We start from the raw sequence: 14,207 nt of genomic DNA on the forward strand, positions 1-14,207 counted from the left end.
GATATATACCGCCGCCGCGCCGCCAAGCGTACCCGCAGCAGCCTCTGCTGGCTGCGGGGCCGCAAGCAGCAGCGCGGCAACGGCGCCGATGAACACGGCGCCTGCGAGCGCTGCTGCGCTGCCGAGCGGCGTGACGCCGCCGCTCGTTCCAGGCGTGACCGGCTTGCCGCTCGTCACCGATCGCGGCGCCGTCTTACTTAAGGCCCCGATCTCCGTGGCCCATGTATCCGCGTTTACAGCAGCCATCACGCCGATGTACGCGAATAGCCACCCCTCATCAGGCCAGATTGCATGAGCGGCGCACAATAAGAGTCCTACGCCGCCATTTGCCCATACTTGCCCGGCATCACGGCGGCCAGTCTTTGCATATTTGGCTTCAGCAGCTTCCTTCGCTCTATGTTTTCTCTTCCACTTCGACCATACACTCGATGAAACAAAAAAACCGATCAATAATCCAAACCAGACCGGTTCACCTAGTGTTACGAAGCCGGTTCCCATTACGATCGCCGAGCACGCGCCTGAAGCAGACAATGATTTCACATGATAGGCTGCTGCCGCAATAAAGCAGCTGCCCACTAAGCCGATAATCAGACGCAACCACCATTCATCTATCCATCCTACCATCTAGCGAGCAACCTCCTGCTTATACACAACCCCATAAATGCTTGCTATCATATTCTTTTCACTCTATTTATTAATTTTAATCATTTTTTTCTATTCACTACTTCTAATTCCATACTTTCAGCCCGCAGCTCATGCCAGCGTTCCGGGTAATTTGTACATATTAATAATTCCGGATCAAGTGCAGCAATTTTACGGATCGCACGTTTCTCATTGATCGTCCAGGCCATAATTTGAATGCCTGCATTTTTCAAAAGCTCGACGCGTTCCTTGTTTAGCTTGGAATAGCTGATCGATAAAAAATCTGCTCCAAGCTCTTTTAGCTCCTTAGGCAGCGAATTCCGCCAGCCGTCTATAATAATACCGGTACGAATTTGGCTGCATAGGCGCTTCATTCGGTATAATGTCCCTTCATGAAAGGACGTGATGACCACTTCACTTTCCGCTTTATATGCTTGAATACATTCAAGCACCTTCTGCTCGATCAACGGATAACGGATGCCATCCGTCTTCAGCTCGATGTTAAGCTTGCAGTGTCCGACCGATTCTTTAAGCACCTGAGCAAGCGTCGGAATATGCTCGCCTTGATACTTTTGTGAAAACCAATTTCCTGCATCCAGTTCAGCAAGCTCGTCAGCCGTCTTTTTTTTCACATCGCCTTTTCCATCTGTCGTTCTGCGCAGCGTATAATCATGAATCACCATCGGTACATGATCCTTTGAAAGATGAACATCAATTTCAATCCATTCAATTAGTGGATCAGCAAGCGCCAATCGTATAGCTGCCATCGTATTTTCCGGCGCGCGGCTAGACCAGCCTCGGTGCGCTACGCACGGATTTTTCATTAAACGCTCATCCTCTCACTCGGCTCATTTTTCAGGTGTAATGCGTCCATCCTCATTCAGCTTTACGCCAAAGGAGACCGATGTTAGCCGATCGAGTAACGCTTTTGCTTTTTCTCCCTCTAATGGAGTAGGCTGCGCATTAACTGTAAACATCGGATGAAACGTCATCTCACAATCCCCGTTTTTTGTGCATAAAGCGTCAAGAACACCGGTCTCGCCCGCTGTCTCCTTGGGATATGAGCTAAAAATAAAGTTTCCTAAACTGTATGCAATCCATTTGCCTTTATACATTTCGAAGCCTTGCAGCACATGCGGATGACTTCCGATCACCAGATCTGCTCCCGCATCGATATATTGTTTGCCAAAATTTTTTTGATATGGCTCGGGCTGATCGACTCGTTCCTTGCCCCAGTGCACCATCACGACAACGATATCGGCTTCCTTCTTTGCTTTCGCAATCGCTTCCGTCGCGCGCCGAGTGTCGTAGGTTTCAGCTAATCCAGCCACATTTTTATCCGCTTTCCATGAAGAGAACGGCACGACTTTGCTGAGGCCAATATAAGCTACTTTAATGCCCCGAACCTCTTTGATAACCGGAGTGAAAGCCTCGGTATCATTATTGCCCGCCCCCATATGCGATAGGCCTGCTTCATCCAAATATTTCATCGTGTCGAGCATGCCCTCAACCCCTTGGTCAAGCGCATGGTTGTTGGCTAAGCTCAAAACATCAAAGCCTGCATTGCGTATCGATGGAAGAACATCAGGCGAACCTTTAAACACATACGGCGTTCCTGTTACTGGAGTACCACGCTTCGTTACTGGAAATTCCAAATTGCCAGCCGTCAGATCCGGCTCGCTTAGGTACAGCATTGCAGGTTGATAGAGATACTCATAGCCTTCACGGGCAGTGATGGCGCTCACATAATCAGCAACGAGCAAATCCCCTACAAAGGAAAGGCTGATTCTCTCTTCCTCGCTGCCGGCACCGTTAGGATCCGTTATAGCAGAAGTAACTTCCTCTTCATTCGGTAGATTGGATTCTGTGTCATTTCCAGACAAATCGACGTCTTCTGTTAAATCCGGCTCTTTTTCTGAACCTTTATCACCTGTGTTAACCGTTTGATTTTGTCCTTTATTCCCATCACCTGCGAAGCTTAACAAACCTTTGAGCTTATCTGAATTTTCAGCCGCTAGCCAGGCACCTAATACGATTATAATGATGCCTAGCAGCGACAAATTAACGAAAATGAGTCTTCGAAGCCTCTTTTTACGTTTAGACCTATCCTGCTGATGCGTTTCAGAACGTGATATGTGCATGGAAGATGGCTCCTCTTTAATAGAATCAAAGTCTATGAATAGCTAGACTCTTCCATTATAGCAATGATCCACCATCGCGGGGAGAACTATTATTGCGAGCTTACTTTAATAGTTCTTGAGCAGCTTCCTTGCCCTGTCTTATGCAGTCCGGAAGACCTACTCCATCGAATGCTGCACCTGTAATCCAAACTCCTGGCAGCTCCTGTTCGAAGCGTTCTCGCAGCTGTTTCATATTCTCAACATGACCCACCGGATATTGCGGCATGGAGCGCGGCAACCTCGTAATTTCAACAAACAAAGGCTCTGCCTTTATGCCCATTGTTTCTTCAATATCTCGCCGCACAGCCTTAATAAGCTCAGCATCCGGAAGTCTAACGCTTTCTTCATCACCCGACCGTCCGACATAGCAGCGAAGCAGCACCTTGTCATTCGGACTCGAATGCAGCCATTTATTTGATGTCCATGTGCAAGCAGTAATTTGCAAACCTTCTGAGCGAGGCACTACAAATCCCGATCCGTCAAAATCGAGCCCAAACGTCGCTTTATCAAATGCCAGTACAACGTTCGCAACGGATACATAATTAATAGCGCGCAGCTCATTAACTTCTGTCAAAGGCGCAAGCAGCTCTACCGCGTTATATGCAGGTGCCGTCATCACGATTTGATCCGCCCACAGCGTCTCCCCGCTATCAAGGACAACCTCATATCGTGCTCCCTCTGACGCACTAGAAACAGCTTGATCGCTGCTTAATGCTAGATCCGCACATCGTTTAATTTCCACAACTTTTGTACTGAGTCGTCGCTGCATTTTGCTCAAAGCTTTATCTAGTGCGTTAACTAGCGAAGACAAACCACCCTTAAACGTCAAAAAAGTTCCACCCTTTGCGACGGCTGGAAGCGCTCCTGCAGCAGCACTCACTTTACGGTTATGCTGCATGCCGCGAATCAGGCTGCCATGCTTGCGCTCTGACGCGGCAAATTGCGGAAACGTAGCTTGCAGACTTAGCTTTTTCAAATCACCTGCATAAATACCTGCAAGCAGCGGCTCCGCGATGCGCCGCATCACTTGATTGCCCACTCGCCGTTCCAAAAAACCGCCAAGCGACTCATCGCTTTGCTCCTTGCGAACAGGCAGCACCAAATCCATCAGCGCCCGCAGCTTGCCGCCCCATGACAATAAGCCTGTTTTCACGAATGGCCCAATTTCAGTCGGAACCCCAAGCACGAGTCCCGCAGGCATCGGAAACAGCTTTCTTTGATGCAAAATATATGTTTTTTTCGCTCCTGGATTCGTTGTCGTAAGCTCGTCCGCAATGCCTAGCTCCTCCGCCAAATCAATGATGGCAAGTTTGCGCGCCAAAAAAGAATCCGGCCCTTTCTCGATGACGAACCCGTCACGCTGCAGCGTATTAATTTTTCCGCCTAAGGCAGGAGCCCCATCTACAATGGTTATCTCCAGCTCCCTGCCTTGCCGCTCCGCTTCCCGCTGCAAATAAAAAGCGGAGCTCAGTCCGCTGATCCCTCCGCCAATAATGACAATTCGATCAGGTTTTCCGATTCTCCGCATCTCATTCATTCCTTCCCTTGGCTGTCCAAAGCCTCGATGACCGATTCTGCCAATGTTTCCATATATAAAGGATCACGATTCAGCATCGCAATTCTATCCAAAGTCATATTCAGCTCTTTCGCAGCAGCTTGTGCTTCAATATCAAGATCGTACAGCACTTCCAAATGATCTGATACGAAACCAACTGGTGCAACAAGTACTGCTTTTACACCCTCTTCAGCGAGCACTGGCAATGTTTCCAAAATATCAGGGCCAAGCCAAGGGTCTCTTGTCCGACCTGCGCTTTGCCAAGTAAACTGCCAATCCTTCACGTTAGCTGCTTTCGCAACCGCTGCGGAAGTTTCAAGCAGCTGCTGCTCATAAGGATCACCAAGCTCACGAATTTTTTCAGGCAAGCTATGCGCGCTAAAAAGCACCTTCACACGCTCTTCACCATCTGTAGCAGCATCCAAGCGTTCTAATCCAGCTACAACGCGATCCGTAAGCGCCTCAAGCAATTTCGGATGCATATGGTATTGCTTTACGAAAGTCATCGCGATACCTAGCTCTTTCGCCTTTTCTTCCGCACGCTTAATATAACTGCCCACACTCATCGTTGAAAAATGTGGCGCAAGTACGATTCCTACCGCTTGTGTGATGCCGTCCTTCGCCATTTGCTCAACACCGTCTTCAATATACGGTTTTGCGTGCTTCAAGCCCTGGTAGCATGTGAATTTATTAGGAGCCAGCTGCTCTAGTTTGTCCTGCAAGCCTGCAACCTGACCGTTCGTATTTTCACGCAGTGGGAAAACCCCGCCTACAATCGCTTCATAACGACCCTTAAGCTCAGCAAGCAGCTCAGGCGTTGGTGCATTTCCGCGGCGAATATGCGTATAATACGTTTCAACATCATCCATCGATTCCGGCGTTCCGTAGGACATTACAAGTACGCCTATTTGTTTCGCTTTATGCTCAGACATGACTAGTCTCCTTATGGCTGCGTGCAGCGATTGCCTTTTTAGAATACGATTGTACGAATGCAGTTAACTGAGCCAGCTTCTCGAGTGATGCTTCAGGGAACAAACCATGCCCAAGGTTGAAAATAAATCCTGGCTCCTCTATTCCGCTATCAATGATCTCTTTCGCATAGGACTCAATTACGCTAATAGGTGCAGTCAGAATTGTAGGATCTAGATTGCCTTGCACGGCAAAACCATGATCCAGTCTCCGACGGCCTTCTGCAATCGAAATCCGCCAGTCGAGACCGATGACATCTGATTTGACATTTAATAGTTCTGGAAGCAGCTCTCCCGAGCTTACGCCTGGGAAGTAAATTTTCGGCTGCGGCAAGTCTGACAATTCTGCAAAAATACGCTCAATCGTCGGCAAGACGAATTTCCGGAAATCCGCTGGCGTCAAAGCGCCTACCCAGCTGTCGAACAATTGAAAGGCTTTACCGCCTGCCGCGATATGCGCGCGCAAATAAGTGATGACCATGTCGCCAAGCTTACGCATCAATTCATGCCATAGCTCCGGCTCGCTGTACATCATTTCTTTCGTCCGCAAATAGTTTTTCGAAGGCCTTCCTTCAATTAAATAGCTGGCGATGGTGAATGGTGCACCAGCGAACGTAATTAACGGCACTTCCAGCTCACGGTCCAGTATCCGAATCGTCTCAATGACATGGCCTAGATCGCCTTCCACATCAATCGGCTTCAAGCGCTCAACATCAGCAGCCGAACGAATCGGGTTCGCAATTACGGGCCCAATATTAGCTACAATATCAAAATCAATTCCGATAGATGCTACTGGATTCATAATATCAGAATACAAAATAGCTGCATCGACACCCAGCTTACGAACCGGCATCATCGTTACTTCAGCCGCAAGCTCAGGCTGTTTGCATATTTCAAGCAAAGAATACTTCTCTTTTATTTTGCGATACTCCGGATCATATCGTCCCGCTTGTCGCATGTACCATACAGGTAATTGATCTACTTGTTCCTTCCGGCAAGCCCGTATGAAACGGTCGTTATAAGACATTCCCGTTCCCCATTTCTATGTATTTTCCTATGCTTCCATTATGCCCTTTTTCCGCAAACCTAACAACCGCCGACACTCCACTTCCTATGACAATAGTATGACAATCAGCAGCAGGTTGCATGAAGGATGTATGAATGTTCAAATAAAAAAAGCACGAGAGACTTGGAAATCAACACCAAATCGTACTCGCGCTTTTATTTATTCGTGATTAGCAGCAGCATTATTCAGCTGCTTTTGGCAAAACCGGATTATCAAGCATAAACGCATACGAAGGATCAAAAAAGGCTGTAATTGAAATTTCTGCAGAAATGGATCCGCTAATCGCCATTGAATATCGGATATTATCAACGATGACCAAACGTGGCAGTTTCTGAACCTCAACAAGCCAGCTTCGTATCTGTTCATAACTGCCTTGTATGACTAACTGCGTCTTCAACTCTTTTACACTTGGATACATCGGTTCTTTACTTCCAATTAAAGTGTTCAATTGGTTCGTTTCCGATACACTAAATGAAACACTGCTCAGCTTTGTTTGTGTACTCAGTCCGATCTCCTTCAAACTGATAATCATTTGCTCCGTATTGTCCCAAAGCGGCAAAGTTGCTTGAATCTCTTGCTCGGGCAATTTCCCTTTTTCCTTTTTGTTGCTAAGTGCTTTGGTCAGCAGCTCGGTCGTTTTTTGTAGTTGAACAACCTGATCTTTTTTGTCCCCAAGTTTCTTATAAGCCGGTTGAAGCATCGTCACATAGCTTACTAGCAAAATGAGAAACATCAGCATGATCGCGAGGATGATGAGCGAATGGTTTTTGTTGTTATCCATTAGCAGCAACTCCTCCTTCTTCTGTCGTTCCCGTAGTTTCTTGTGTTTCGCTTTCCAGCTGACCCTTCCATTTCATCTCGAAGCGGGCGATTTGCTGCGTTTCTGTCCCTGTAAAACCTTGAAGCAGCGCACCACCCGAAAAAGGCAGCGTCCTTAAAACATTTAAATAATCAGCAACATCCTTCATATCAACAAATTTCACGATAAGTGCTATGGAGCCCGGCTTGCTGTACTCCATCGTTTGAATAGCAGCGAGCGCTGGCAAATGGTCTTGCAATTGATCAAGGACAACAACGGCATCTTGTCTATGCTCTCGAATGCTCTTAATAACTGACTCTGGATCAACATCGAGCTGACTTTGCTTGTTTAGATTAGCGAGCTCTTGTTCTAATAGAGCATTGCTTTGCGTCAAAGCGTCAGCTGCTTTCGTTTGCTTTTTCAAACTTGAGCTAGCCCCTGCATACAAGGACACAATAACGATTAGGCATGCAAACCATAAGACACCTGCAACGACAAGCTGAGCAGAAAATTGCTTCTTGTTAATGATTCTCTCTGGAAGAAGATTTATAGCCTTATCCTTGTTTTCTCTAATCGCAAGTCCAAAAGCCATGCGGTATTCGTCCGCTTCATTGCCTTTCATCTGAGGTGATGAGGAAGCAAAGCTTTGGCTTTCCACCAGCATGTCCGGCTGCAGCAAGCTGAACTCACTAACGAGCTGCTCTTTTCCTATTACATTGCCTGTTACAAGCGTATGGGTTATTTTCGATTGGCCCTCGTGAATACTATATTGATAAAAGTTTAATAGTCTCGAAATTTCCGCATTGATGCTAGCTATTAATTCCGGAGCAAGTCCCGTCTCTTTGATCGCTAGCTGCTCATATTCATTCATGACTCGCATAAATACGGGCTGGCTATTATGGAACATATAAATTTCAATATTTGAATCATCCAAATTAATAAGCATCGTGCTCTCTAGCTTTGTATCATTTTTCTCTTTAATAGCCCGTGCTAGAGCAGTAGAAGCTAATTCAGCATACTTTACCTTTAGACCTGCACCCTCTAATAGTGCCACGCATTGCTGAATCCATTTGAGCGGCGACACATAAACGAGCACTTCACTTCTATCATTTGCTGAAGATATGATCACATAGTCGTATACTGGTTTTTCAAAAGGCAAATGAAGGGCTGTTTCGATTTCAAGCTCGATCAGCTGCTTTAATTCCTTTGCATTTGACGATTCAATAATAAGCTTACGAATAATCACTTGAGAAGTCGGTATCGATACAGTAACAAATGCCCCTGTTAACTTTTCAGCTTTTACCCAGTGCTTAAGCTGATTACGAAGCTCCTCCACCGCTGTAAATTGATCCTCTACAATTAATCCTGCTGCAAAAGGCAAAAAGCCGCTTTTTTCGATTTCCCAGCCCTTTTTCTTCTTCGCTTTCACATATCGAACACCTGTATGATCGATTGTCAAACCTATTCGGTTCAATCCCGTAATCATTAATCATCACATCCTGCTACTCAAATATCGATAAGTAAAACGAAATCCAATCCTCACCATAAGCAAAGGCTAATAATGCGCCAAACACAAGAAAAGGGCCAAAGGGTATAGGCTGTTTTCTCTGCACGATACGCATCAGCAAGAGCGCCCCACCTACGAGAGTTCCTGCAAAACAAGCAATCATAAAAGCTGGAATTAAATTTTTAAATCCAACAATCCAGCCGAGCAGCATAATCAGCTTCACATCGCCCATTCCCATCCCGCCGCGAGTCACGATTACGACCAGCAGAAGAATACCCCCGCCAAGCAGAGCTCCCCACACATGAACCCAAAAGGAGTCCAGCGGATAAATAAGACGAAGAATGATAAACAGCGGCGCAAAAGCAAGTAAAATTCGGTTCGGAATAAGCATATATTTCAAATCAGAAACGGTGATAATTACTCCCATACTGACGAGCAATAGACCAACTACCATTTCCCATGAAATTCCAAAAGTTAGGTATATCCATAAAAACAAAAGACCTGTCGTTAATTCTCCAAGCGGATAAACAACAGATATCGGAACACTGCATTGTCTGCACTTTGCTCTAGCAAACAGCCAGCTTAATACTGGAATAAGATCTCTAGCTTTCAAGCGGTTTCCGCAATTCGGGCACTGCGAAGGCGGATTAACAATTGATTGTTTCATTGGGACTCGTAGTCCTACTACATTAAAGAAAGAACCAAAGATGAGGCCGAGGATGAATATGTAGATGGTGATAAAAAGGTTCATTTTATAAGGTCACTTTCTATATCAAAATAAGTGATTCGAAAGTGGATCATCCCATCTTTCGAATCACAGAATTCTAAATGCTTACTGAGACATTATTTGTGCTTTTGTATACGATATTTTCACTAATGTTGTAGTTCCTGTTGCCAACACTAGATATGCTCCTGCCTCTTCACTTACATCAATCTTAGTTTCTGTAGCATTTAGAGCTTCTTTAGTACTCGGTAAATATAATGGAGCATCTAGATATTTATCTGTTTGAAGTGTTGACAACGTTACATCTGTTAACTCACCATTAGCAGTAGCAGTTGCATGCAAACGAGCTGCATCGTAAATTTGTCGTGCTGTTGCTAAATTTGATTTTTCCTTAGAATTGCTAATCATATTCCCAATCAAAGGAACCGCGATTACCGCGATAACAGCCAAAATAACGATTACCGCCAAGAGCTCAATTAACGTAAAACCTTTCTCTTCCTTCTTAAAACGTTTCAATAACATTTGCATTTGTAATTCCTCCTGAAAATAGTTTATTTATGAATAGCAGCAGATAGATGAGCGGACTCATCGCATCCTGTGCTTACCCAACAGTAGAATATAAGCTAAACATCGGCAGCATGATCGCCATAACGATCAAACCAACAACGCCAGCCAGAAATACAATTAATAGCGGCTCTATTAACGACTTAAGACGGTCAACTGTGTTGTCAACGTCCATTTCATAGAAATCAGCTACTTTCGAGAGCATCTGATCGAGCGCCCCAGTTTCCTCTCCGACCGCTATCATTTGTGTTACGAGCGGCGGGAACACCCAAGATTTTTTGAGCGGATCGGATAACGGACTACCCTGTCTTAGCGAGTCTCCTGATTTGCGGATTACTTCTCCGATTACCTTATTGCCAACTACTTGCTCTACGATAGCTAGAGACTGCAATACCGGCACGGAACTCGCATACAGGGAAGAAAGTGTCCTAGTCATTTGAGCGATGGCGCCCTTTTGGAGCAGCTTGCCGAAAATCGGAATCTTCAGCTTCGCATAATCAATAAAGTAACTTCCTCGCTCCGAGCGTATCGCAAATTGATAGGCAGTGAGGATAGCTACTAGAGCCAGCACCCATATATACCACTGATTAGATATACTATCGCTCAATGACAATACGACTTTCGTAATCATTGGCAATTCAGCGTCAAATGAAGCAAACATCGTGACGAATTGCGGCACAACACCTTGTAGCAAGTAGACGACCGCCGCGAGAGACATTATGCCAACTACGATCGGATAGGTCATCGCCGATTTGATCTTTTCCTTCGTCGTATGTGCTTTTTCGAAAAATACAGCAAGTCGATCCAGCGTGCCCTCTAAATCTCCCGTTTCCTCGCCTGCACGTACCATGCTGATGAACATTGGTGGAAAAATTCGTTTATGCTCCTGCGCTGCTTGTGAGAACGAAACCCCTCTTAGCAAGGACGAGTTCACATCGACTAAAGCCTTTTTCAGTGGTTTGCTCTCCGTCTGCTCAGACAAAATGGCGGTTGACTCGACGAGTGTAACACCTGCACGAATGAGCGTTGCAAACTGTCTGCAAAAAATAATGAAATGAATCCCTTTTACTGGATTCCCAATATATAGCTCGGTCGATAAGACCGTATATCGAACCTCTTGAACCGACAACACCTTTAAGCCTCGTTTGCGGAGCTCCTCCACTGCAGAAGCTTTATCCATGCTCGAGAGCTTGCCTTTAATCAGCCGTCCGGTGTTTGCCTTGACTTGATAGTTATATTGCGGCATTAGAGTCCTCCCTCCACCAAATAAGATTTGGCTACCAGTGGATCAATCATGCCCTTTTGCAGCAATTCCTTAATAGACATATCGAGAGTATGCATCCCTAACGCTCGACTCGTCTGCATCACGCTTCTAATTTGATGAACCTTCTCTGTACGAATTAAGTTTGCTACTGCCGGAGTATTGACTAGAATTTCTGTCGCAGCAATTCTGCCTTGACCGTTTATTCGAGGAAACAAACGTTGAGATATGACTGTCACTAGAACCGCAGCTAGCTGTGCTCTAATTTGCGCCTGCTGATGACCTGGAAAAGCATCGATAATTCGATCAATCGTCTGAGGCGCATCCGTAGTATGTAATGTAGCGAGCACGAGGTGACCTGTCTCTGCAGCCGTTACGGCAGCAGCAATCGTCTCCAAATCTCGCATTTCCCCTACCAAAATGACATCTGGATCTTGCCTGAGTGCAGCACGCAAGCCATTGGAAAAACTTCTTGTGTCACTGCCTACCTCTCGCTGATCAATGATCGACCCTTCGCTCTTATGTACGTATTCAATCGGATCTTCCAGCGTAATAATATGTTTCTTCTGCGTTCGATTGATATAACCTAAAAATGCAGCCAGTGTTGACGATTTCCCACTCCCTGTCGGGCCCGTCACAAGAATTAACCCTTGAGGTTTATTGGCAAGAGGCGCAATCATCTGCGGAAGCTGAAGCAGCTCCAATGTAGGAATTTGCGTCGGTATTAATCTTGCCGCAATACTTACATTCCCCTGCTGCCGATAAATATTAATCCGGTAACGGGAATAGCCCGTCATGCTGTAGGAGAAATCAATCTCACCTTGATCCTGAAAAAATTGCATTTGCTGCTCATTAAGCATCGAACCCGCCATTGCCATAGCTTCCTCTGAGTTAACAGGTTCGACTCCACTTGTTTTTAAACTGCCGTTTACCCGAAATGTTGGGGCAGAACCAACCGAGATATGAAGATCGGATGCTTTCTGCTCATGGGCTTGCCTAAGCAGATCCATTATTTTCTCTTTTGCAGACATGTTACCACCCTCCGCCTAATGTGCTACCGTCTCGCGCAGCACTTCCTGCAGCGTCGTAATCCCACGTGTTACTTTTTCCAAGCCGTCGTCCATCAATTGAATCATGCCTTGCCCTGCTGCCGCTTCACGCAATTGTTGAACGGATGCCCCTTCGTTAATAAGCTCGCGCAGCTCATCATTCACAAACAATACCTCGTGAATAGCAACTCGGCCGCGATATCCAGTATTGTTGCAGCTTCCACAGCCTTTGCCTTTTATAAGCGTCTCTATCTCAATTGAACGACTTCTCAAAAATATTCGTTCTTGGTCGGTCACGGCATGCGACTGCTTGCAGTCCGCACAAACGCGTCGGACAAGCCTTTGTGCAACAACGCCTACGAGAGAGGAAGCAATCAAATAGGGCTCAACACCCATATCTCTAAAACGGGTAATCGTACTAACTGAATCATTCGTATGTAAAGTCGACAATACCAAATGCCCCGTCAACGATGCACGGATCGCAATTTCTGCCGTCTCGCTGTCTCGAATTTCGCCCACCATAACGACGTTCGGATCTTGCCGCAAAATAGAGCGCAGTCCTGCTGCAAATGTCAGCCCGATATTCGGACTCACATGCACCTGATTGATGCCTTCCAGCTGATACTCAACAGGATCTTCAATCGTAATAATATTCGTATCTTCCTGATTCAAATGCTGAAGTCCAGAATATAAAGTAGTTGTTTTACCGCTGCCTGTAGGGCCAGTTATAAGCAAAATCCCGTATGGCTTGTCAATCATCTCTTTAAATAAGGTGAAGTTATGCTCGTTAAAGCCCAGCTGGTCAATCGCCTTCACACCTGTACTTAAATCGAGAATCCGCAATACAATTTTTTCACCGTGTATTGTAGGAAGTGAGGATACGCGAATATCGACATTTTTAAAATCAACCTGCATCTTGATGCGCCCGTCCTGAGGCAGTCTGCGTTCGGCAATATTGAGCTTTGCCATAATTTTGAGCCTGGCTGTGATGAAGCCTTGCATTTGCTTCGGAACCGTCTTCTCCGTTCTAAGCACACCATCCACCCGATATCGAATCGATATTTGCATCTCGCCTGGGTCCACATGAATATCCGATGCCCTTAGTTGAACGGCTTGCTGAATCATCTGATTCACAAGGCGAACGACCGGCGAATCTTCATCCATCACTTCTATTTCTTGAATATCATCCGAAGAAGAAAGATCGACCAGCATCTGATTCATGGAATCTTGAAGACCGTAATGACGAGCAATAGCTCGTTGTAATTCATCTCTGCTTGAGATGGCTGGTTCGATACGGAAACCTGTGCTCATTCGCAATTCTTCTATTGCAAAATAATCAAGCGGATCGGCCATCGCGACCATTAGCCTTCCGCCTTCTTTTTGAATCGGGATAGCTTGGTAACGTCTTGCCATGCTCTCTGGAATAATTTGAGCGATTGCCGGATCTATTTGAAATTTGTATAAACTCACATGTGGGATACCGAGTTGGAACTCTAAAACCTCTATTAGTTGCTGTTCGGTAATATAACCTTGTGTAATGAGCAAGTCACCCAGCTTTTGCTTGGTCTTACTCTGCTCACGCAACGCTTCCTGCAGCTGCTCCTCAGAAATCAGCAAGCTCTCAACAAGCAAATCTCCTAGTCTTTTTTTGATTGCCGCCACAGCTTCAACCCCTATCTCTATCCCTATTCCAATGCAAATAAATAGTTTTATATAATTGGTTCTATATACCTACTTAATATTGAATCCTATCTTTAAATCTACAATATCCGTACTCTTATATGTATTTCGCTAGTTTATCTTGCAACAACTAGCGTTGTCGCTTACACTGATTATATCCTACATATGGCAAATTACAACAGTTTTCATCGCAATTTTTAGGTAATAAGACT

General features: G+C 45.6%; 13 protein-coding genes. All 13 read right to left on the reverse strand.

Annotated elements, in window-relative coordinates; all coding sequences use genetic code 11:
• The coding region (locus tag ACIFSR_RS00615; RefSeq protein ID WP_430054084.1) for a DUF92 domain-containing protein at positions 1–624 on the reverse strand (624 nt) is incomplete at its 3' end.
• Between the two features lie 80 nt (positions 625–704).
• Positions 705–1,466 carry a glycerophosphodiester phosphodiesterase gene (locus tag ACIFSR_RS00620; protein WP_339203551.1) on the reverse strand — a complete coding sequence of 254 codons (762 nt, stop codon included), beginning with the start codon at positions 1,464–1,466 and terminating at the stop codon, positions 705–707.
• A gap of 24 nt (positions 1,467–1,490) precedes the next feature.
• Positions 1,491–2,783: a CapA family protein gene (locus tag ACIFSR_RS00625; RefSeq protein ID WP_430054086.1), complete on the reverse strand. Its 1,293-nt coding sequence runs from the start codon at positions 2,781–2,783 to the stop codon at positions 1,491–1,493.
• 100 nt (positions 2,784–2,883) lie between these two features.
• Complete coding sequence (hemG, locus tag ACIFSR_RS00630; protein ID WP_430054087.1) at positions 2,884–4,350, reverse strand: protoporphyrinogen oxidase; 1,467 nt, start codon at positions 4,348–4,350, stop codon at positions 2,884–2,886.
• A gap of 5 nt (positions 4,351–4,355) precedes the next feature.
• Positions 4,356–5,309: a ferrochelatase gene (gene hemH / locus ACIFSR_RS00635; protein ID WP_430054089.1), complete on the reverse strand. Its 954-nt coding sequence runs from the start codon at positions 5,307–5,309 to the stop codon at positions 4,356–4,358.
• Positions 5,302–6,372 (reverse strand): uroporphyrinogen decarboxylase, encoded by a 1,071-nt coding sequence (gene hemE / locus ACIFSR_RS00640; RefSeq protein WP_339203558.1) that lies wholly within the window; start codon positions 6,370–6,372, stop codon positions 5,302–5,304. The genes hemH and hemE overlap by 8 nt, the downstream gene beginning before the upstream one ends.
• Positions 6,373–6,592: 220 nt before the next feature.
• On the reverse strand, positions 6,593–7,192 hold the full coding sequence (locus tag ACIFSR_RS00645) for a hypothetical protein (protein ID WP_430054091.1): 600 nt from the start codon (positions 7,190–7,192) through the stop codon (positions 6,593–6,595).
• Positions 7,185–8,696: a pilus assembly protein PilM gene (gene pilM / locus ACIFSR_RS00650; RefSeq protein ID WP_430054093.1), complete on the reverse strand. Its 1,512-nt coding sequence runs from the start codon at positions 8,694–8,696 to the stop codon at positions 7,185–7,187. The genes ACIFSR_RS00645 and pilM overlap by 8 nt, the downstream gene beginning before the upstream one ends.
• A 16-nt stretch (positions 8,697–8,712) precedes the next feature.
• Positions 8,713–9,468, reverse strand: coding sequence for a prepilin peptidase (locus ACIFSR_RS00655; protein WP_430054095.1), 756 nt, complete (start codon positions 9,466–9,468; stop codon positions 8,713–8,715).
• A gap of 81 nt (positions 9,469–9,549) precedes the next feature.
• Positions 9,550–9,969 carry a type II secretion system protein gene (locus ACIFSR_RS00660; protein WP_430054098.1) on the reverse strand — a complete coding sequence of 140 codons (420 nt, stop codon included), beginning with the start codon at positions 9,967–9,969 and terminating at the stop codon, positions 9,550–9,552.
• Between the two features lie 73 nt (positions 9,970–10,042).
• Entirely contained in the window at positions 10,043–11,251 is a 1,209-nt protein-coding gene (locus tag ACIFSR_RS00665; RefSeq protein WP_430054101.1) for a type II secretion system F family protein, read from the reverse strand.
• Positions 11,251–12,297, reverse strand: a complete 1,047-nt coding sequence (locus tag ACIFSR_RS00670) for a type IV pilus twitching motility protein PilT (protein WP_430054104.1) — start codon at positions 12,295–12,297, stop codon at positions 11,251–11,253. Before ACIFSR_RS00670 ends, ACIFSR_RS00665 begins: the two co-directional genes overlap by 1 nt.
• Before the next feature lie 15 nt (positions 12,298–12,312).
• Positions 12,313–13,977, reverse strand: a complete 1,665-nt coding sequence (locus ACIFSR_RS00675) for a GspE/PulE family protein (RefSeq protein ID WP_430054107.1) — start codon at positions 13,975–13,977, stop codon at positions 12,313–12,315.
• Positions 13,978–14,207 lie beyond the last annotated feature (230 nt).

It is taken from the genome of Paenibacillus sp. NRS-1760, assembly GCF_050467785.1.
In the GTDB taxonomy this organism is placed as follows: domain Bacteria; phylum Bacillota; class Bacilli; order Paenibacillales; family Paenibacillaceae; genus Pristimantibacillus.